The organism is Empedobacter sp. GD03865 (assembly GCF_029840775.1).
Taxonomy (GTDB): Bacteria; Bacteroidota; Bacteroidia; order Flavobacteriales; family Weeksellaceae; genus Empedobacter; species Empedobacter falsenii_B.
On record NZ_JAOCDF010000018.1, the window covers coordinates 23,114 to 44,865 of the forward strand.

The 21,752-nt window shown below is 30.8% G+C and carries 23 protein-coding genes; 11 read left to right on the top strand and 12 right to left on the bottom strand.

Translation table 11 applies throughout. From position 1 onward, the window contains the following. Positions 1-124 precede the first annotated feature (124 nt). The 3 genes from N5D46_RS08190 to N5D46_RS08200 form a co-directional block, all read right to left on the bottom strand. Entirely contained in the window at positions 125-1,384 is a 1,260-nt protein-coding gene (locus N5D46_RS08190; RefSeq protein ID WP_280049708.1) for an aminotransferase class I/II-fold pyridoxal phosphate-dependent enzyme, read from the bottom strand. A gap of 93 nt (positions 1,385-1,477) precedes the next feature. Continuing rightward, the gene (locus N5D46_RS08195; RefSeq protein WP_038336998.1) at positions 1,478-2,515 is read right to left on the bottom strand and encodes a pyridoxal-phosphate dependent enzyme; all 1,038 of its coding nucleotides are present in this window, start codon (positions 2,513-2,515) and stop codon (positions 1,478-1,480) included. Between the two features lie 129 nt (positions 2,516-2,644). Further along, a complete protein-coding gene (locus N5D46_RS08200) occupies positions 2,645-3,799 on the bottom strand; it encodes a GlmU family protein (RefSeq protein ID WP_280049709.1) in 1,155 nt (384 codons plus the stop codon). 161 nt (positions 3,800-3,960) lie between these two features. Here N5D46_RS08200 and aroB point away from each other — a divergent pair, with 161 nt between their 5' ends. From aroB to N5D46_RS08225, 5 genes are all read left to right on the top strand, one after another. Further along, positions 3,961-5,013 carry a 3-dehydroquinate synthase gene (gene aroB, locus N5D46_RS08205; protein ID WP_280049710.1) on the top strand — a complete coding sequence of 351 codons (1,053 nt, stop codon included), beginning with the start codon at positions 3,961-3,963 and terminating at the stop codon, positions 5,011-5,013. Positions 5,014-5,126: 113 nt separating this feature from the next. Continuing rightward, complete coding sequence (gene msrB / locus N5D46_RS08210; RefSeq protein WP_280049725.1) at positions 5,127-5,537, top strand: peptide-methionine (R)-S-oxide reductase MsrB; 411 nt, start codon at positions 5,127-5,129, stop codon at positions 5,535-5,537. Between the two features lie 45 nt (positions 5,538-5,582). Then, positions 5,583-5,969 (top strand): hypothetical protein, encoded by a 387-nt coding sequence (locus N5D46_RS08215; RefSeq protein WP_147279964.1) that lies wholly within the window; start codon positions 5,583-5,585, stop codon positions 5,967-5,969. Between the two features lie 9 nt (positions 5,970-5,978). Beyond that, positions 5,979-7,313 (top strand): MATE family efflux transporter, encoded by a 1,335-nt coding sequence (locus N5D46_RS08220; RefSeq protein WP_280049711.1) that lies wholly within the window; start codon positions 5,979-5,981, stop codon positions 7,311-7,313. Between the two features lie 95 nt (positions 7,314-7,408). Next, a complete protein-coding gene (locus N5D46_RS08225; protein ID WP_052217996.1) occupies positions 7,409-8,020 on the top strand; it encodes a hypothetical protein in 612 nt (203 codons plus the stop codon). A 66-nt stretch (positions 8,021-8,086) separates the two neighbouring features. Here the strand turns inward: N5D46_RS08225 and N5D46_RS08230 are convergent, their stop codons facing one another. Genes N5D46_RS08230 through N5D46_RS08240 form a run of 3 tightly spaced genes read right to left on the bottom strand, consistent with a single transcriptional unit; the run spans position 8,087 to position 10,735 of the window. Further along, positions 8,087-8,776, bottom strand: a complete 690-nt coding sequence (locus tag N5D46_RS08230; protein WP_114999363.1) for an SDR family NAD(P)-dependent oxidoreductase — start codon at positions 8,774-8,776, stop codon at positions 8,087-8,089. Next, positions 8,745-9,734 (bottom strand): ABC transporter ATP-binding protein, encoded by a 990-nt coding sequence (locus N5D46_RS08235; protein ID WP_280049712.1) that lies wholly within the window; start codon positions 9,732-9,734, stop codon positions 8,745-8,747. The genes N5D46_RS08230 and N5D46_RS08235 overlap by 32 nt, the downstream gene beginning before the upstream one ends. Next, complete coding sequence (locus N5D46_RS08240) at positions 9,731-10,735, bottom strand: iron ABC transporter permease (protein WP_280049713.1); 1,005 nt, start codon at positions 10,733-10,735, stop codon at positions 9,731-9,733. Before N5D46_RS08240 ends, N5D46_RS08235 begins: the two co-directional genes overlap by 4 nt. Positions 10,736-10,820: 85 nt before the next feature. Between N5D46_RS08240 and N5D46_RS08245 the strand changes: the two genes are divergently transcribed. From N5D46_RS08245 to N5D46_RS08255, 3 genes are read left to right on the top strand one after another with little or no spacing between them, the layout of a single operon-like run. Next, a complete protein-coding gene (locus N5D46_RS08245; protein WP_125350607.1) occupies positions 10,821-11,183 on the top strand; it encodes a hypothetical protein in 363 nt (120 codons plus the stop codon). Positions 11,184-11,234: 51 nt separating this feature from the next. Further along, positions 11,235-12,209, top strand: a complete 975-nt coding sequence (locus N5D46_RS08250; RefSeq protein WP_280049714.1) for a TQO small subunit DoxD — start codon at positions 11,235-11,237, stop codon at positions 12,207-12,209. A gap of 2 nt (positions 12,210-12,211) precedes the next feature. Continuing rightward, positions 12,212-12,790 carry a TlpA disulfide reductase family protein gene (locus N5D46_RS08255; RefSeq protein WP_260509587.1) on the top strand — a complete coding sequence of 193 codons (579 nt, stop codon included), beginning with the start codon at positions 12,212-12,214 and terminating at the stop codon, positions 12,788-12,790. Positions 12,791-12,867: 77 nt separating this feature from the next. On the opposite strand, the gene N5D46_RS08260 is transcribed toward N5D46_RS08255, so the two are convergent. The 5 genes from N5D46_RS08260 to N5D46_RS08280 form a co-directional block, all read right to left on the bottom strand. After that, complete coding sequence (locus N5D46_RS08260) at positions 12,868-15,117, bottom strand: multicopper oxidase domain-containing protein (RefSeq protein WP_280035901.1); 2,250 nt, start codon at positions 15,115-15,117, stop codon at positions 12,868-12,870. Positions 15,118-15,130: 13 nt separating this feature from the next. After that, complete coding sequence (locus tag N5D46_RS08265; RefSeq protein ID WP_280035903.1) at positions 15,131-15,565, bottom strand: hypothetical protein; 435 nt, start codon at positions 15,563-15,565, stop codon at positions 15,131-15,133. 15 nt (positions 15,566-15,580) lie between these two features. After that, positions 15,581-16,405, bottom strand: a complete 825-nt coding sequence (locus N5D46_RS08270; RefSeq protein ID WP_280049715.1) for a DUF3347 domain-containing protein — start codon at positions 16,403-16,405, stop codon at positions 15,581-15,583. A 10-nt stretch (positions 16,406-16,415) separates the two neighbouring features. Then, positions 16,416-16,988, bottom strand: a complete 573-nt coding sequence (locus N5D46_RS08275; protein WP_114999350.1) for an AraC family transcriptional regulator — start codon at positions 16,986-16,988, stop codon at positions 16,416-16,418. Positions 16,989-17,205: 217 nt separating this feature from the next. Continuing rightward, entirely contained in the window at positions 17,206-18,522 is a 1,317-nt protein-coding gene (locus tag N5D46_RS08280) for a WG repeat-containing protein (protein WP_280049716.1), read from the bottom strand. Positions 18,523-18,652: 130 nt separating this feature from the next. Here N5D46_RS08280 and N5D46_RS08285 point away from each other — a divergent pair, with 130 nt between their 5' ends. Beyond that, positions 18,653-19,213, top strand: a complete 561-nt coding sequence (locus tag N5D46_RS08285; protein ID WP_280049717.1) for a DUF4256 domain-containing protein — start codon at positions 18,653-18,655, stop codon at positions 19,211-19,213. A 270-nt stretch (positions 19,214-19,483) separates the two neighbouring features. Continuing rightward, positions 19,484-20,293: a glutamate racemase gene (gene murI / locus N5D46_RS08290; RefSeq protein ID WP_280049718.1), complete on the top strand. Its 810-nt coding sequence runs from the start codon at positions 19,484-19,486 to the stop codon at positions 20,291-20,293. A gap of 62 nt (positions 20,294-20,355) precedes the next feature. Here murI and N5D46_RS08295 read toward each other — a convergent pair whose 3' ends face one another. Continuing rightward, positions 20,356-20,733: a GreA/GreB family elongation factor gene (locus N5D46_RS08295; RefSeq protein ID WP_280049719.1), complete on the bottom strand. Its 378-nt coding sequence runs from the start codon at positions 20,731-20,733 to the stop codon at positions 20,356-20,358. A 517-nt stretch (positions 20,734-21,250) separates the two neighbouring features. Between N5D46_RS08295 and N5D46_RS08300 the strand changes: the two genes are divergently transcribed. Further along, positions 21,251-21,565, top strand: a complete 315-nt coding sequence (locus N5D46_RS08300) for a hypothetical protein (RefSeq protein ID WP_114999329.1) — start codon at positions 21,251-21,253, stop codon at positions 21,563-21,565. The last annotated feature ends 187 nt before the right edge of the window (positions 21,566-21,752 follow it).

Consider the following 21,752-nt stretch of genomic DNA (forward strand, 5'->3'; position numbering starts at 1 on the left):
ACAAATATAGTAAATCAAATGTGGAAAGAAGGGAATAATTACTTAACTTTTGAACAGAATACAAACAAAAAACCCTAAACTTATTCAGTTTAGGGTTTTTCTATTATTTGATTGAATATTTATTTTAGTATTGAACAAAATCAACATTCAATTCTTCTGCTTTGCGTTTGTAATATCCGTCAGCTAATTTATCTTTAATCTCAGCAAATGAGTTTAACGTATACTCAATGTGCTCGTCTTCGTGAGCAGCAGTTGGGATAATACGGAAAATAATCATTCCTTTTGGAATAACTGGATAAACTACTACAGAAACGAAAATACCATATTCTTCACGCATTTCTTTCGCTAATACAGTCGCTTCGATAGGAGAACCATTCAATACGATTGGTGTAACACACGTGTTAGAACCTCCAATATCAAATCCTCTTTCTTCTAATCCTTTCTGAATTTTTTCTACATTGTGCCATAACTTATCTTTAAGTTCTGGTTGAGAACGTAACAATTCAAGACGTTTTAAACCTCCGATTACCATTGGCATTGTCAATGATTTAGCGAAAATTTGAGAACGTAAATTATATTTTAAAATACGGATAATATCTTTGTTACCAGCGATAAATGCTCCGAAACCTGCCATAGATTTTGCGAAAGTTGAGAAATAGATATCAATCTTATCTTGACAACCTTGCTCCTCTCCAGCTCCAGCTCCAGTTTTACCTAAAGTACCAAAACCATGTGCATCGTCTACCAATAAACGAAATTTGTATTCGTCTTTGTAAGCTGCAATCTCTTTCAAGATTCCTTGTTTACCTGTCATTCCGAAAACACCTTCTGTAATCACTAAAATTCCACCGCCTTGTTTGTCAGCTAATTTACGTGCACGAATAATTGTTTTTTCGAAACTCTCGATATTATTGTGTTGATAAATAAAACGTTTACCAAAGTGTAAACGAACTCCATCAACAATACAAGCATGACATTCAGCATCATAAACGATTACATCATTTTTAGATACTAAAGCATCAATTGTAGATACCATTCCTTGGTATCCAAAATTCATTAAATAAGCAGACTCTTTTTGAACAAAATCAGCCAATTCTTGCTCTAATTGTGCGTGAAAATCTGTTTGTCCAGACATTGCGCGAGCTCCCATTGGATAAGCCATACCATATTCAGCTGCCGCATCAGCATCAGCTTTACGAACTTCTGGATGGTTAGCTAAACCTAAATAGTTATTGATTGACCAAGTAATTACTTTTTTACCTTGGAATTCCATTACGGGTCCAATTTCTCCTTTTAACTGTGGAAAAACATAATAACCTTCACCATAATCAGCGAATTGACCTAATGGTCCAGGGTTCTGTTTTAAACGTTCAAAAATGTCCATTTTATTATAGTTTAATTTTTTATTAATTGAAAAAAAGTAGAAAGTGAACGAACACTACCTACTTTAAATATTTAATTTTTACAAATATACGTATTATTTAATTCTTTCGACTGTTGCTCGAGCTTCTAAACCATTGAGTCTGCTATTTGTAAAGCCTTGCTCTGCCATCCAATCATCACTAAAAACTTTTGTCATATAGCGCGAACCATGGTCTGGATACAAAATTACAACTAAAGAATTTTCGTCAAATTCTCCAGCTTCAGCCAATTGTTTATATGCTTGTGTTGCAGCACCAGAAGTATATCCTGCCATAATTCCTTCTTTCAAAGCAATTTCTCTTGTACGATAAGCAGCTTCTTCGTCTGTCACTTTGATAAAAGAATCAACCATTTCAAAATCTAAAGCTCCAGGAACTAAATTTTTTCCCATTCCTTCGATTCTGTAAGGATAGATATCATTCTGATCAATTTTTCCAGTTTCGTGATAACCTTTCAATATTGATCCATAAGCATCAACTCCGATGATTTTCACATCTGGGTTTTGCTCTTTTATATAACGTGCACTACCTGTCAAAGTTCCTCCTGTACCTGTACAACCGATTAGGTGAGTAATTTTACCCTCTGTTTGATTCCAGATTTCAGGACCTGTTGTTAAATAGTGAGCTTCTGTATTCCCTTGATTAAAATATTGATTAATATAAAGAGAATTTGGCGTTTCCGCAGCAATACGTTTTGCTACTTCGTAATATGATCTTGGATCATCAGCAGGTACATTCGCAGGGCACAAAAATACTTTTGCTCCCATCGCTTTCAAGAATGAAATCTTTTCTGCCTTTGTTTTATCCGATACCGCTAAGATACATTTGTACCCTTTTACGATAGCCACCATAGCTACAGCAAATCCAGTGTTACCTGAAGTTGTTTCTACAATCGTAGCACCAGGTTTTAATAGACCATTTTTTTCAGCCTCTTCTATAATATGTAAAGCTATTCTGTCTTTTGTTGAATGTCCAGGATTGTAACATTCTAACTTTGCATAAACTTCGCCTGGAATGTCTTGGTTAATTCTGTTTAACTGAACTAATGGAGTATCTCCAATTAACTCTAAAACGTTTTTATATTTACCAGTCATTTCACAAATATTCTTTTCTAACAAAAAGCAAAATTAAGGATTTTTTAATTAATTGTTAAAAGATTAACACGTAAAATTAATCATATTACAATTTTAAACTTAAATTCTTATGATTTACTCGTTATTAAATTAGTTATTATTTAAATTAAAAATATGTTCTAAAATTCTTTTATCAGCAAGTGTAAAAGCAATTTTTCTTCTTTCCATCATTTTTTCTGCAGCTTCACAAGCTTTATCAAAATTAAAAACAGGAGCGTCTGATTGTCCACCCCAACTATAATGTTTAATCATATTTGGTGGAAAACCTGATTGAAAAACGTTCGCACAAACTCCAACAACTGTACCAGTATTAAATTGTGTATTGATTGCAGATTTAGCATAATCGCCCATTATTAAACCACAAAATTGCAAACCTGTTTTTACAAATCTTTTTTGGTTATAACTCCATAACTTTACTTCTGCATAATTATTTTTCAAGTTTGAGTTATTTGTATCCGCGCCTAAATTGCACCATTCTCCAATTACAGAATTCCCTAAAAACCCATCATGTCCTTTATTTGAATATGCTATTAGGATTGAATTATTTAATTCACCACCAACTTTACAAAAAGGACCAATCGTACAACCAGCATATATTTTTGCACCCATATTTATTTTTGCATGCTCGCATAAAGCTAATCCGCCACGAATCATAGAACCTTCCATAATTTCGGCATCTTTTCCAATATAAATTGGACCTTCTGATGCATTCAAAATAGAAAATTCAACTTTCGCACCTTCTTCAATAAATATTTTTTCAGGAGCTAAAACTTGGTTGGTTGTAGATATTGATTGAGAAGTTCTTCCTTTTGTCACCAAATCAAAATCAAATTCAATTGCCTGGAAATTGTAAGTAAACAGATCCCAAGAATGTTGTAGATGAATTACTTCATCTTCAAATTGAATAATATCTGATGTGATTTTTGGAGTTTCTTCAGTTGATTTAACTGCTACAAGTTGATTGTCAAAAATTAGGGTTTGGTTTGGTTTTAAATTCTTTATCGCTTCAATTAATTTTTCATTCGGAAAAAAAGTTGGGTTGATAAATGTATTTTCGGTTTCTAATTTAGCAGGAAATTTTTCTTGCAAATAAGGTTTAGTTTGATAAGAAACCTCTGTATTTAGTATTTTTTCCCAACGTTCTGCAAAACTCAATATACCCATTCTTAGGGCAGCTACAGGTCTTGTAAATGTTAGGGGCAAAAAATCTTCCCATTCTTCGCCATCAAAAAGAACTATGTTCATTGATCTATGAATTTGTGCAAATTTAAAAATAATTATTTTATAAGTCGATAATATCAATATAGATTCTACCGACAGCCATCCTAAAATAAATCATTCAAAATATTTGGTTGATGTAAAAAGGTCGTCGTAATTTTAGGCACATTTTAAAAACATTTTTCATTTTGAAATCAGCTCCGATTCATTTTGGTTCAATCGCATATATATTAGACGATTACCTTGCAAATAACACTTTTTCTTCTATCTTCTTTTTGGTAGATGAGAACACTCATGTGCATTGTTTACCGCTATTATTAGCCGATTTGGACAATATTTCTGCTTATGAAATCCTTGAAATTGACTCTGGAGAAGAAAATAAAAACATCGATACTGTAACCAATCTTTGGTTAGCATTAAGCGAATTGGGTGCAGACCGTCATTCATTAGTTATTAATGTTGGTGGTGGAGTTTTAACGGATATGGGAGGTTTTATGGCTTCTACTTTCAAGCGTGGAATCAAATTTATTAACATTCCAACTACGTTATTATCGCAAGTCGATGCTTCTGCTGGCGGAAAAAATGGAATTGATTTGGAAGGAATGAAAAACATGATTGGGACATTTACACAACCAGAAATGGTGTTAGTTGATCCCAAATTTTTGTTGACATTAGAACAACGTCAAGTAAAATCTGGTTTGGCAGAAATGTTGAAGCATGGCTTAATAAAAAACCGTGACCATTGGGATAATTTGGTGCAATTACCTTCGCACGATGCCGAAGCTTTGGCCCCTTTTATCATGGATTCTATTCATATCAAAGAAAATGTAGTTGACAATGATCCGTATGAAAAAGGTGAACGCAAAATTTTAAATTTCGGTCATACAATTGGTCATGCTATCGAAAGTGAATCCTTAGAAACTGATTTTCCACTTTTACATGGTGAAGCAATTGTAATCGGAATGATTATTGAAACGTTCCTTAGTTATGATCAAGAATTAATTTCTAAATCTGATGTAGAAGAAGTTTGCGAAAGTTTTTCGTCAATGTATGCATTAAATACAATTGATATGAAAATTTTTCCGAACTTAATGGAATGGATGAAACACGACAAAAAAAATCAAAACAATTCAATCAACTTTAGTTTGATCAACAAGATTGGAAATTGTCGTTATGATGTAGTTTGTACTGAAGAAGAAATCAGACAAGCTTTTGAAAAATATAATCAATGGATTGCCTAAAAAAATATACTTCTTTTTTTGTTGTTGGATTAATATTAAGCCTTATGGTTTATTGTACATCTCAACACAAGAAAGAAGATGCTAAAGTAGAACAACCTTCAAACACCGTTACGATGAACGAAAAACCTGAATTCAATATCAATAAATCAGACGAAGAATGGAAAAAAGAACTTTCTTCTGAAGAGTATTATGTTTTAAGAGAAGCTGGAACAGAACGTCCTTTTACAGGAAAATTTAACATGCATTTCGAGAACGGAATTTACACGTGTAATGCGTGTGGAGAAGAATTGTTTTCTTCTTCTTCTAAATTTGATGGACATTGTGGTTGGCCAAGTTTCGACAAAGAAATTAAAGAAGGTAAAATCGTAGAACGCGTAGACACTTCGCACGGAATGAAGAGAACAGAAATTCTTTGCGGAAATTGTGGAAGCCACTTAGGACACGTTTTTGATGACGGACCTACAGAAACTGGTTTACGTTATTGTGTGAATTCACTTTCATTAGATTTCAAACCTGTAAAATAAAATCAAAAAGCTGTTTCGACAGCTTTTTTAGTGCAAAAATACTTTATGAAAATACTTCGTATCATTATCGTTCTTATCTTATTGTTATTAATTTATAACGGTGTTTACAATTACAATTTAATGGTGAATATAAGAACAACCGATCGTCCGATTAATCCATTGCGCTACATCTTTTTCGGTTTTTATTTCTTTTTAATTCTGTTGAATTTGATTGAATATATTCGAGGAAAATTTACATACGGATCATTCAAAAAAGTAATTTATTATTTGATTTTCGCTGGATATTTAGCATGTATTTTCATGTTCAAATACAACGATTATCACATTCCTGGCTTACCACTTTTAGGTTATTTCACATTGGTCGGAACTACCTTATTTATGTTGAGTCAAATCATCAAAAACAAACCGCCTTACAAACGCGTAAAAAAATAATTCTTCGAAATGAGTTTGGTTTCGGATAGAATTACGTTCAAACAAATTAATCAATTAGCTATTCCTGCTATTTTTTCGGGAATTGCCGAATCTCTTATTACCTTAACCGATATTGCGATGGTGGGTAATGTAAAAGAATATTCGGTTGAAGCACTTGCTGCGACTGGTTTAGTTGGTTCTTTTCTTTCAGGAATTATCTGGATTGTTGCCCAAACCAAAACCTCTATTTCGTCTTTGGTTTCGCAAAGTTTTGGTGCAAATAAATTGGATAGTCTCAAAACTTTAGTTCCACAAGCTTTATATTTCAATCTATTTTTGAGTTTACTTATTTTTGTCCCAACGTATTTTTTTGCACAAAATCTATTCGAATTGTACAATGCAAAAGATTTGGTTCTTCAATTTTCGGTTGATTATTACAAAATCAGAGCATTTGGTTTTCCATTAACACTTATTTCATTGACTCTTTTTGGAGCATTTAGAGGAATGCAAAACACCGTTTGGGCAATGAAATGTAGTTTAACAGCTGCATTTGTTCATGTCTTTTTAGACTATATTCTAATCTTTGGAGTAAATGGGATAATTCCTGCTTATCATATCAAAGGCGCTGCTTATGCGAGTTTGATTGCACAATTGATTATGGTAATTATGGCGTTTTACTACTATTTCACGAAAACTTCATTTGGATTAAATCCAGGAAAAACCATTCATCCACTTTTTAAGAAATATGTCAACTTAAGTTTTAATTTTATTTTACGAACAGCTTCGTTGAATGTTACATTTTTTCTTGCGAATTCTTACGCCACCGATTACGGAAAAAATTATATCGCCGCGCAAAGTATTTTGATGAATATTTGGTTGTTCTTTTCATTCTTTATTGACGGATATGCAGGTGCTGGAAACGCGATGGCAGGTCGTTTACAAGGCGAACGAAACTATCCTAAACTTTGGATTTTAAGCAAAGATATTTCCAAATATTCAGTTTTAATTGCGTGTATTTTAATTGCGATTTGTTTCATTTTTTATAATCAAATTGGGCAAATTTTCAATCAAGATCCAAATGTTTTGATCATTTTCAATTCTGTATTTTGGATGGTTTTACTGATGCAACCAATCAACACATTGGCTTATATTTTTGATGGATTTTTCAAGGGAATGGGCGATGCAAAACTCTTGCGAAACAACTTAATTATCGCAACATTTCTTGGATTTCTACCAACCATTTATCTTGCAGATTACTTTGGTTTAAATATTTATGGAATTTGGATTGCATTTGGAATTTGGATGTTTTTACGCAGTTTTCCATTGATGTATATTTTTAGAAAACGAGTTTTTGAATCGAATTAGATCTATTATTCAAGCACTTCAATCTATTTTTTTAGATAAATGCAACATTCATTTATTTTTTGCGTCATTTATAGTATATTATTAAAACTATAAAAATGAAGCAACTATTAAAATTTACTTTCTCTTTATTCTTAATTTCAAATTTTGCATTCAGTCAAAATACAATAAAAATGACTTATAAATACGGAAGCGATAATGGTGAAATTCAAGATATCACTGATTTTGAAAATATTTATATCGAAACTTTAAATTTTGAGGGAGATTTACTAAACGGAAAAAATTATCAAATTAATCTTGAAGAATATAAAAATGGAAAATTTACTACTAAAAAGTTACTTTTTGACTCTTCAGAATCTGATTATTTCAAGATTAATTCAAATTCATTATCATTAAAATTCTTTTTCAAAATGAGTGATGGAAAACTTAAAACATATATTAGAAGCGATCTTTTTGGAACAAAAAAATCTTATTTCATTCTTATGAATGATTCAGATAAATATGCTTTAAAAGATTTTTTTGGAGAGAAAAAAGAAATAACAATCAATCCAAATAAGAAAAATGCAATATTTACTATTCTCACTCCAACAATTCATCCAGATGGTTCAGGTTCATATTGTGAAGTTGCTCAATCAGATATTGCACCAGAAAAATTGGGCGAACATTTCAAAATTCCACATTATTTTTTAGTTACAATTAATTTTAAATAAATAGCATTAAAAAAATCCAACTCTTCACAAAGTTGGATTTTATTATTTATCTAAATTCTATTTTTCCTAAGGAGTAGAAATAGAAGCTTGTTGAATTTTTCCGTTGAAATATTTCCAACCATTCAATCCAAAATCGACCAAATATTCGGCCATTTCATCTGGTTGCAAAGGCGCAATATATCCCGGAAACGCTTCTTCTAACATTTCTGTTTGCACCGCTCCTAACGCTACTGCGTTTATTCTTGGACCAAGTTCATTTAATTCTTCTGCTAACAATTCAGTCAAATTAACCGTTGCAGATTTTGAAGACGAATAAACAGACAAACCAGGAAATTTCACCGAACCTTGTACAGCTCCCATTGTCGAAATATTAACTACATGAGAAGATGTATCAAATTTTGGCATCAAAACTTGTATCAAGCGATAAGGTGCCATAAAATTAATCTGCCAAGAAGTTAACAAATCCTCTTGTTGCATTTCTATAAATGGTTTGTTGATACAAACTCCCGCATTATTGTACAAAACATCTACTTTATTCCAAGATTCCACAGCTTTCAAAACATCTGAAATCTCATCAAAATTAGCCAAATCAACACCGATAAACTGATATTGATTTTCTTTTGCAAAAGCTGTTAATTCCTTCAATTTATCTACATTTCGAGAGACTGTCAACACTCGATTTCCTAATTCCAAATGTTGTTTTGCCAATTCAAAACCAATTCCTCTACTCGCTCCCGTTACAATTATATTTTTCATAGTGTTGTACAAAATTTACAATTTCTTCTATCGTTTCAAACTTTATTCCTTCAAAGATGATGTTATTTTCTGTGATTTCAATATGATTTTCCGCATTATTTTCTACAGAAATTCCATTACGAATTAAGGCATTTTTTACCCAAAAAGCCAATTCCGAATTTCCTTTTACACCAATCGTTTTAGAAAATGATTTTTGTGTCGAAAAGCGATTATTTTTTTCATCATATATCAGATTTTGATTGGATAACTTCTGAATAATTTGATGCTCAAAAGCCATTTGTTCTGAAATATTTTCGAAAAGGTTTCCATTTTCAATCCACCAAATTTTATCTGCTTTCTCTAAAGCAAAATCAACTTCGTGTGTGATCATTAGAAATGATTTATCTGTTTTTAATTTTAATTCAGTCAATAAATTGAAAATTCGATATTGATTCGCTAAATCTAAATTAGAAGTAGGCTCATCCAAAATTACCAATTTAGCATCTTGACATAATGCACGTGCAATCATCACCAATTGTAATTGACCTTCACTGATTTCATTCGCAAATTGATTTGCTAAATTTGTAATTCCAACCAATTCTAAAACCTCATCAATTAAGTTTTGTTCTTCGTTAGAAATCTTTTTCAAAACCTTGTGATAAGGCAAACGTCCCATGGCAACCAATTCCGAAACTTTGATTTTTGGAACAATCGACAAACGTGGTAAAACAACTGCTATTTGCTGTGCAATTTCTTGAGAAGATAATTTTTTGATTGGCTTATTTTCTAAATAAATTTCTCCATTCAATGTTTTCTGAAAACCTAAAATAGAATTAATCAATGTTGATTTTCCTGCTCCATTTTTTCCTAAAACAGCAACTAATTCATTCGAATTTATAGTCGCATTTATAGCCGAAACAATTTCTTTTGAACCATATCCAACTGAAACATTTTCTAATTTCAAAACGGTATTTTTCATCGCACTTCATTTTTATTATTCAACAAAATACTAATGACAATCGGCGCTCCAAATAATGCTGTAATAATATTAATTGGTAATGTTCCAAACGGAAAAACTTCTGTCAAAATCGAAAATAATAACATAAAAAATATTCCTGAAACGAAAATCCATCGGTATAAAATTTTCATATCACCTGTTCGTAACAATGTTCTGCAAATATGTGGAACTGCCAATCCTATAAAGCTAATTGGTCCTGCAAAAGCCGTAGCTGAAGCAGTTAATAAAGCTGTTGAAACTAAAATCGTAAAACGTAATTTTTTGATATTAATTCCTAAAGATTGTGCATATTTTTCTCCCAATAAAAGAGCTGTAATTCCTCGCAAAGTAAATAAGGAAACGATAATTCCACACAAAACAAATAAACCAAAAACGCCTAATTGTTCCCACGACAAACCGCTCAATGAGCCAAATCCCCAAACTAAATACGTTTTTATTTTATCGGAAGGAGCAAAATATTGCATCATGCCAATTAATGCACCTGCTAAACCTGCAACCATAAATCCGATAATCACCAAAGATACAGATGATTTAACACGAAATGATAATGAAATAACCAAAAACAACGCGACAATTGCGCCTAAAAATGAAGCAATAATTGTAATCCAAGGATTGTTAAGAAATTCTTCTAAACCTATCATCGAAAAAAGAAAAATCACAATCGCAACACCTAAACTTGCCATCGAAGTTATTCCCAAAACAGAAGGTTCTGCCAACGGATTTTTAAATAATTCTTGCATTAAAAAACCTGAAATTGGCAACGAAATACCAACCAATAAAGCAGTTAATGATTTTGGTAAACGAAAATTAAGGACAAGATTATGCAACATTTCGTCTGAATGACCAGAAAATACATTAAAAATTTCGGTGAAAGAAATCGAGACTTTTCCAACACTTAAACTCAAAACGAAAAGTAAAAGTGTTAGAATTATTAAAACAAAAAATAGTAGTTTTTCTTTCATCAAGACAAAGATAGAAATTCTAATAATTTCTTAAAGTTTAATTGTGAATTGGTTTTTATTGAAAATTAATGATTAGTTTCGTTTCATGAATTTTAGAAGTTTCATTTTAATTATCTCTTCGATTTTTGTGCTACTTACGCCATGTAGCATCAAAGCTTCTATTCATACGATTTTGGAAGTAGAAAATGTTCATCAAACAAAAACTTCTCAAGTCAAAATCAATCAAAATCATTCGAATTCATGTTCTGTTGTTAAGTTTGAAACTATTAAAAAATCAACAAAGAATCTTGATGTTCCGAATTTCGATTTACCAAATTCACCGATTCATTTCATTGGGTTAGCACGTTCTTCATTAATTGAAGAAGATATTGATTCGAATGAAATTCAATCACCAAAAATACCTTTTTATCTGTTGTATAAGCAATTGAAATATTCGTTGATATCTTAATTTTTCACAATTAATTTAGACAACAATATTCAATCACTTATATAAAAATTCATGCAAAATAAATCTGTTTTATCAATGGGTAATGCTGTATTGGCGTTACGTTTAGTCATTGGTTGGACGTACTTTTCTGCCTTTTGGAGGCGTTTAATTTTAGAAAATAAACTCGATCCAGAAGCTGCGGGTTATATTGGCGAAAAATTCAATCATTTTTTACCAAATGCCCTTTTCATCAAACCACTTATTCAATATTTAGTCGAAAATCCTGAAGCCTTACTTTGGAACATGTGGATTTTCACCATTGTAGAAGGCGTTGTAGGCTTACTCTTAATGCTTGGTTACAAAACACGAATCATGAGTATTGCCGTTTTCTTTTTGGCAATGGGAATTTTACTTGGTTCGGGCTGGATTGGTACAACTTGTCTGGATGAATGGCAAATTGGTGTTTTAGGATTAGCTGGAGGTTTTACGCTATTTCAGGCTGGTTCTGGAAAAATTTCGTTGGATTATTTTTTCAATAAAAATCAATTTATTCAACAAGAAAATAATTGGAATTCAATTTCAATCAAAAAGTATAGACCTTATTTTGTAGGTCTTAGTTTTTTTATTTTATTCGTTACTTTGTTTACAAATCAGGTTTTTCATGGTGGAGTTTACGGGACTTTGCACAATAAATCTGTCAAACCAAAAGTAGAAATATCTAATTTGAAACAATATCAAAACAAGGTTTCATTTGATGTAATGCGAATAGAAGGCGCGGATGTTTATGGCTCTTTTTTAATCCAAATTGATTTTCATAATCATCAAAATGAAATAATTGAAAGTTTGGATATGAAAGAGTTATCTAATTTGGACAAACAACAAATTTCGAATTATTATGTAGCAAAAGTTACACCGAACAAACACAGTTTGGTGTTACCTTTGGGAGCGAAAGCAAATCTGAATTTTGATATTTCAGACAAAATTCACAAAGTAGTTTTAACCGATATAAGCGGATTACAATGGGAACAAACAATAACAAATTTATAGCAATGTTAAAAAGAAATTATTCAACAATTATCATAGGTGCGCTGGCTTTGGTCTTACTTTTTGTGCCAGAAGCAAAAGCAATGATGCAACAAGGTTTAATGAAATTAGGCTTATTTGAACCGAAATTAGAAAAAGTTGAACCAACAACTCAACCAAAATCTAAAGCAAATTATACATTCGAAATGGTGTATGCTGACGGAAAAGCAATCAATATGGAAGATTTGAAAGGTAAAGTTGTATTCATGAATTTTTGGGCAACTTGGTGTCCGCCTTGTATCGCGGAAATGCCATCAATTCAAAAACTTTATGATAAAGTAAAAGATGATAACGAAATCGTTATTTTGACGGTTGAAGTAGAAGGAAAACGTGATAAAGTAGCAAAATTTATGGAACGTAAAAATTTATCGTTGCCTGTAGTTTATCCAAATTCATCTATTCCTACTGAGTTTTTTAATGGTTCGTTACCAACAACAGTTATTTTGGACAAGAAAGGAAATATTGCACATACAACAATGGGTATGGCAGATTATTCTGGACAGGATATCGTCGATTTTTTAAATGAGCTGAAAGCGATGAATTAATCATTCAAGAATTATAAAACATAAAAAAGCTTCAAGAAAATTCTCGAAGCTTTTTATGTTTTATACTATTTATATTTCTAATAAACTAACCTCAATCCTACACCGAATCCCATATCGCTATCGTAATGAGTTCTGATGTGCATATTTCTGTTCAAGATATAGCTCAACTCGCCCATATATTCTTTATCTGTATTCCACATAAAACCAGCGCGAACTCGTTTTGAAATTGGAATATCCTCTCTCATCAGTTGCAAACGAACTTTTCCTGTTTGATAAATTTCGGTCTGAAAATCAATTAACATTGGTAATTTATACACAAAACCAGCACTGAATAATCCTTTGTTTCTATCTGTTTTTTGACCAAAAATATTCTTTTCTACAATTCCGTGGTCTGTTAACATTTTGTGTTGATTCCAATCAAAACCTACAAAAACTTGAAACCATTGATTTCGATCAATAAAACGTCCCAAATGTGTTTCTACTTCATAACCGTGTTCTGGTTTGTAACCAATTCCCCACTCCGAAGTAAAAGCCCAACGTGCATCTTGCACCATCAACATACCATCTAAACCATTTGTAGCGAAATCATTTTCTACCATAACATGCTTCATATTACTTTCCATTTGCAACATTTTATAAGCATGTTTTTTATTTGGTAAATTAGGATTTTGATAATCTCCAACCTCAAAAACGCGATTCATTCCGCCCATCATGTGATACAAAATATGACAATGGAAAAACCAATCACCTTCTGTATTTGCCTCAAATTCGATGACATTTGTTTCCATCGGCATAATATCCAACACGTTTTTCAGCGGAGAATATTCACCATTTTTATTAATGACACGAAAATCGAAACCATGTAAATGCATTGGGTGACGCATCATCGAATTGTTATATAAGGTAATACGCAGAATCTCACCTTTTTTGACTGGAATTTTATCCGATTCCGAAAACACTTTGTTATCCATACTCCACACATAACGATTCATATTTCCTGTTAATTCGAAACGCATTTCTTTTATTGGAGCATCTTTCGGAAGTGTTGTGTTTTCAGGTGATTTTAGCATTCCGTAATTTAAAGTGGTAATGTTTGAGGATGTATTTCCGTGCGAAGAATGATCCATTTCAACCATTTCTGAATGATTTTCAACAGAATCTTTCTTTGATTTTTTGGATTTCTTTTTCGCTTCGCCAGAAATTTCAGGATACATCACGGTGTTCATGTCCATTTGCTGTAAGCTCATTTTCATTCCCATATCGTTCATTGTTCCGTTCATATTCATCATGTCGTTCATCATCTTCATTCCTTCAAAATACTTCAATTTTGGAAGTGGTTCCATCAATTGTTTCTTTCCATCACCAATGAACAACGAAGCCGAACCCGTTCTGTCTTCAGAAGTAGCCTGAAATTCATACGATAAACCACCTTCAGGAACTGTAACTACAACATCATAGGTTTCGGAAACACCAATAATCAAACGATCAACTTCTAAAGGTTCTACGTCATTTCCATCATTTGCTACAACCGTAATTTTGCCACCTGCATAACGCAACCAAAAATAAGTGGATGCACCACCGTTCGAAATTCGTAAACGTACTTTATCACCAGCTTTGAATTGTTTCAGTTGACTTTCATTCTGCGCATTTATCAAGAATTTTTCGTAATAAACATCGCTTACATCCATTGCCAGCATACGTTTCCATTCGTTGGTAATTTTTGTTTTGAAATGACCTTCACGAATTGCTTCAGCATAACTTTGCGTAGAACCTTTTTTGATTCCCGCCCAATCGTTTGCATTGTGCAACATTCGTTGAATATTTTTTGGATTAAGATCTGTCCATTCGCTCAACATCACAGGAATTGTAGGTAAATCATCAATTCCTTTTCGGAACGTAGGATCATTTTCGCGTTTCTTCAAAATCATCGAACCGTACATCCCGATTTGTTCTTGATACCCCGAATGACTGTGGTACCAATGCGTTCCGTTCTGAATAATCGGAAATGAATACGTGTACGTTTCACCAGGTTTGATTCCCATCTGCGTCAACATCGGAACTCCATCTTCCTTATTCGGCAACCACACGCCGTGCCAATGCAACGAAGTATCTTCATTCAATTTATTATGTACTCGAATTACCGCTGTATCGCCTTCCGTAAACTCTAAAGTAGGCATCGGAATTTGACCATTTACTGAGATTGCTCTTTTCTCTTTTCCAGAAAAATTAACAATGGTATCACGTACATATAAATCGTATTCCACACGTTTTTGCGCATGCAAAGCAATCGCTGATGGAACAATAAATAAACAAAGTAATTTCCTCATGTGAATGATTATATTATAATTGACTAAACTTCTTATAATTCTCCTCGTTTTCGAAATAATCAACATTTCCTTGCTGATCTTTCAAAACGATATATGCATTCGCTTTATCAATTTCCTTTCCTGTAAAAGGATCCGTTGCTTTCCGTGCAGTTTCATCATTCGGAATACGTTCCACACACATATTACAACATCCATAATACGTTTTTCCATCATAAGGAACTTCGAACTGATCTTTGCCCATATACGCATTATTTACCATACAAACTTGTTTATTCGGAACCTTATCTCCAACATTGTAAGCCATTGTTTGCGAAGGTTGCATCATATCTGACATCTGTTCTTCGTGAGCAGTAACTGTTGGTTCTTCTTTTTTATTTTGACAAGATGTTAATACAAAAACACTTAATATTGAAACGCCTAAAACTATCTTTAAATTCTTCATTTTCATTCTATTTTTTAATTATTATTTCAATGTTTCAACTGTGCTTCCACATGTCAACATCATATTTCCGTAGAAAGGATTTTTAATAGCTGATTCTTTACTCAACCAATTCGAACCGCCGTCAAACATTGGACAATTTTGATAATAAACTGTGTAACCTAAATTTGCTTTTTGAGCTAATTTGTACATTGGTTGTGATAATTTTGCAAAAATTATGCGCTGTTTCTCAATATTTTTTTCTTGCGATAATAGTTTCGAAGTTGTTTCTAAATCATTCAAAACTTCCATCCAAACCATATGCGATTCATGTGAAAGTTTACCCATTTCTACAACAGAAATTGATTTAGTAAATGCAGTAATTTGTTTCGAAATTTCACTTTCATTTGCTTTTACAAAAGCATCTTTCAACGAAAAGTAAATATCAAAAACTTGTGACAATTGATTTTTTTGTTGAGAAGCTTCAGTTTGATTATGAGTAGAATGATCCATTTCTTGATGGTTCATCAACATTTTTTTATCCCGAGAATATTGACAATCTTTTTCCAATTTTGCATAAGCTTCATCAGGCGCCATATATTCGGCATTATCAAAACCTACTAAAGCAATATTTTTCAAGATTTCGTTCGAATTTGTTTTTGCTTTATTATATGAAATCGAAGCTGTTTGAGTCATTGTGTCAAAATCTACTTTCGAAATTCGAGGTTGATTTCCTGCTTTTTCAATTAATTCTTTTGCATTTGCACAACTTCCTTTCACTTGAAATTGTTTGGTTTCTTGATTTTTAAATTGTGCATTTGCAGCAAAAGCAAGAAAACTTCCGATAACTAAAAAACTATATTTTTTCATAATTTTTGATTTATATTTTATCAATTGCTCGACGCGTATGTTTGCTCAATTGTTTGAAAACAGAAGGTGTTAACCCTGTTACTTTTTTGAATTGTGCACTAAGATGTGCCACACTCGAATAATTCAATTGAAACGCAATTTCACTCAACGATAATTCGTCATAAATCATTAATTCTTTGACCTTTTCTATTTTTTGCTGAATAAAATATTTTTCAATAGTTTGTGCTTCCATTTCTGAAAATAGATTCGAAATATATTTGTAATCCAAATTAGTTTTCTCACTCAAATAATCAGATAAATTGACTTTAAGTTCGTTATTTTCCTGATGAACCAGCTGAATAATCAATGTTTTTATTTGTTCAATCAACTTACTTCTTTTATCATCAATCAACTCAAAACCAACTTCTTCTAATTCATTCCGAACCAATTCTAATTGTTCATTATCAATAGGATTTTTCAATTCAACTTCTCCCAATTCGATATGATTTGTTTCAATGTTATTCATCTTCAAAATTCGTCCTACTACTACTTTACAGCGATGACAAACCATATTTTTTATAAATAATTTCTTTGTATTTTCCATGTTATATTTTCGAATTTGAGCGATTTACTTCATTTAAATTTACAAAATCTTCTGTTACAAATTTCGTACAACTTCATTTCAAAAGATTATACAATTTGGAAGATGATGTATATAATTTTCAGATTAATCTTATAAAAAAATTATTATAGAAAAAACCTCGCTTAAAAATTTTAAACGAGGCTATTAATTTTATACTAAATACTGTGGGTTATTATATCTAATTAATATATCTTGCAAATCCGTGTTTTAAAGGATAAAGTTGTTTATAATCATTTTTTAAAATATTTTCTCCTTTTATATTAATAAATGTAAATTTTTTATTATCTAATCTTACAAGAGCTACTCCATTAACAAAAGGATATGCTTCTATATATTTATTTGGAATTATAAATTTCCCTTTCTTATCAATAAACCCAAATTTTTCATTTTTTTTAGCTACTGCCATTCCATTTTTAAAATTTCCATACCAGTGAAATTCTAGTTCTGGTTGAATAACAATTTGATTAGATAAATTAATATAACCAATCTTTTTTAAACCTTTGTCCTTTGTGAAAAATGCTAATCCTTCATAAAAAGAACTCAAGTAATTATATTCAAAAGGGATTAAAATATTATTATGAATATCAATGACTCCCCAAAGTTCACCTTTTTTAACAACTATCATTTCTTTTAAAACTTGATTAACATGATCATAAATTATTGGAATTACTATTTGGTTATTTTCATCTACAAAACCTATTTTTCCATTTTTCATAACCTTCATTAACCCATTTTCATAATAACCAGAAATATCATCATAATTGGAAAAATTTAGTAGTTTTTTTCTTTTTAAATCATATAAATTTTCAGGATATACACTACTTTTTACTTGAGTCATTGATTCCACAAATACTGTAGTAATTGTACTTATTTTTTTTATAGATTTAGTTTGTTTTGTATCACTTACTAAAACCTTATTTTCAATAATAGGCTTGTATGATGTTTCTAATTCTTTTAAATATTCTAATTCATTTCCTTTTTTATCAATGTATAACCATTTTTCACCCTTTTTTACAGAAGCATACCCTTTATAAAAAGGAAATGCATCATCATAACTTAAAGAAACAATAACTTTTCCTTTTTTATCAATGAATCCATACTTATTATTTTTGATTGCTAAACCAAGATTATCCTCATTCCAATAAGTTATATCATATTCAGGAAAGTACTTTGTATCTCCATTTTTAAATAAAAGCCCAGGAACATTATCTTTAATAATATTTGCATATTTTCCTTTAAAATCTGAAGCATAATCGAATTCTCCTGACTTAAACATTCTTCCATCAGAAAAAATAAATCCAAATTTTTCTTTTTTCTCTTGACTTGGACTTATCAGTAAAAAATTAAGAATATCAGAATAATATTCTGATAAACTTTCAATAGGATAAGAGTTAATTTTTAAAAATTCTCTTTGAGAAACATAAGAATAATCTTGATTTTGAGCATTTAATGTTATTGAAATTAAAAAAATCAAGAATATAATTTTACTTTTCATATTTTTATACTTTAATATTATTATAATTTAGCTACCTTTTTAATAAAAAATAGTAGTTAAATCTCTATAAATAAAATACTAATATAAAAATTTTTACTTATTTAGAAACTTATTAAAAAATCAATCAATTATGTCTCAAAACGAACTAACTCCATCAGAACAAAATAACTGCATTCAGATTTTGAAAGAACGTTTTGAGAAAAATATGCACAGACATCAAGGTTTAGATTGGCAAAAAATTGAAGAGAAAATCATTAATCAACCTGAAAAAAATTGGTCTTTACATCAAATGGAAATTACCGGAGGAGAACCTGATGTTATTTTTTATGATGATAAAACAGACGAGTATTATATTGTAGATTGTTCGACGGAAAGTCCAAAAGAGCGTAGAAGTTTGGCGTATGATTACGAAGGACAAACGTCTCGCAAAGAACATCAACCAAAAAATAATGCGATTGATGTCTCAAAAAATATGAAAATTGAGTTACTTACTGAAGACGAATATCGTTTATTACAATCTGTAGAAATTGTCGATCAAAAAACGTCAAGTTGGTTAAAAACTCCAGAACTAATTAGAGAATTAGGAGGTGCTATATTTGGTGATTATCGTTACGGAACTATTTTTGTTTATCACAACGGCGCCCAATCATATTATGCTGCACGTGGTTTTAGAGGGATTTTAAAAATTTAGAAAATTATGAGATTTATATTTCCACTTATTATTTTTCTTTTTGGTTCAATTCTATTTATAATTGGCATTTTGTGTAAAATCACCCATTTTCATTTTATTATTTCTACCAATTTGATGCTATTTTTAGCTTCTATTATTCAAATTACAGGAATCATATTATTTATTTTTAAATTAATTCTGACTCCTAAAAAGGATCATTTTTTGAATTTATAATTTCATTTTTATTTGCAATACATTTTGTAATTTTATCATCAAATTAAGACAGCTAAAATGCAAGGACCAATTGGTGTTTTTGATTCTGGTTATGGAGGTTTAACCGTTTTCAAGGAAATTCAGAAAAAATTACCGCAATATGATTATATTTATTTAGGTGATAATGCACGTATTCCATACGGAATTCGTTCGTTTGAAACAGTTTATGAATATACAAAAGAATGTGTTTTCAAATTGTTTGACTTAGGTTGTAATTTAGTTATTTTAGCTTGCAATACAGCTTCTGCAAAAGCTTTAAGAACAATTCAACAAAATGATTTACCAGAAGGTAAAAAAGTTTTAGGTGTAATTCGTCCTACAACTGAATCAATAAATGAATACACAAAAAATAATAAAGTTGGGGTTTTAGCAACACAAGGAACTGTTTTATCAGAATCTTATAAAATTGAAATTAATAAGTTTCATCCTAATATAAAAGTTTTCCAACATGCTTGTCCGCTTTGGGTTCCACTAGTTGAAAACAATGAAATTAACAGTAAAGCAGCTAATAATATCGTAGAAAAAGATATTCAACGCTTATTTGATCAATCATCCGAAATCGATACAATTGTATTAGCTTGTACACATTATCCGCTTCTTCTTCCCGTCATTTCACAATATGTACCAGAAAATGTAACAATTCTTTCACAAGGAGAATTGGTAGCGAATAAATTAACTGACTATCTACATCGTCATCCTGAAGTTGAGACACAATGTTCTAAAAATGGTTCATTAACTTTTCATACAACTGATAATGCTAAAAATTTTGAAGAAAATGCCACTATATTTTACGGAAAACCTATTATAGCTTCTCATATAGATGTGTAATTTTAAAAAAATATAAATAAAAACCGAGCAAACTTGCTCGGTTTTTCTATTCAATTAAGAAACTAAGCTACAGTTTCTACATTCAAAATTTCATACTTTTTTGTTCCTTTTTCTGTTGGCCACTCTACTACATCACCTTTTTTGTATCCAATAGTTGCCAAACCTTCATCCATCAAAATAGAATGGCGATTTTTTTTCGGTTTTGCCTTTTCTGGGCTAACAAAATTTAATTGATATTCTTGATTTGAATTTAATTCTTTTATTGTTACTTTTTTCCCTACAGTCACAATATTATCCGCCAAATCTCTTCTCAAAATTTGCTCTGCATGACGCAATTCTTTTGTCAAGATATTTTCTTGTTCTGCTGTTACTTTTTTTCTTCTTAAATGGTCTTTAATTAAATCGTATAATCCTGTTGTTAAAATAATATTTGTTGTCATTTTGATAAATTCTTAGTTAAACTTTCAATCATTCGAAGAAGATTTCCTAAGACTCAAATATCAAATGACCGAAAATAAAATTCGCTAAAATTTGATACAAATCTCCTTACAGAAAATTGAAAATAATTGATAATTGAAAAAAAATAGAAGGTTCCCTGTCTCGAGTCGTAACAGGGATTAGTTGATAAACTCTTTCGAGCTTCTTAAGAAAGTATCATCATGCAAATATGCCAACGACAAAAACAACCACGATTGGTTGTTTCTTCTATAGATGTCGATAAAATTTGCCATAAATTGATCCTAAAATGATTAATTCAAAGTTACGATATCTTTCTCAATCTAAAAAATATAAACCTTTTAAGATTATTTCAATAAAAAGGAACTTGAATTCAATTTCTGAAAAAACTGATAATCTTCATTTTCAAAATAAATAAAAACTGTCTAATTTTATAAAAATTTTAAGGAATTGAAATCTTACCTTTTCATACTAACTGTTGTTCTAATAACTTGTAGACCATTGCTACCAGTTATTGACTATTTGGTAAATTATGATAAGATTTCTAAAGAATATTGTGTTAATATAGAGCGTCCAGAATTATTGTGTAATGGAGTTTGTTATCTGAAAGAACAAATTTCCAAGACTGTTAATGATGAACAAAATGATGATAATAAAATTCAAGTTTCTTTGCGTGCAATTGATTATTTTATTTATCAACCTACCTTCGAAATTAACACATCTACCTTTACAAAATCTATTGAAAAAATTTCGACTATCGAGTTAGCTTTCGAAACTCAATATCAATTAGATCAACAACTTCAGCCTCCTATTTGATAAATAATTCTTGTTTATCAAATTATTATCTCATTAACATTTAATCAAGTTGACATTTCATATAAGATTTGTCAAAAGTTTCAATTGTTTATTGATTGCATTGTTCGTGCTTTTAATTGGTTTTCGATCACTAATTCCTTTTACTGTATTCATTAGTACTCAGGAGAAGATTATTGATGAATATTGT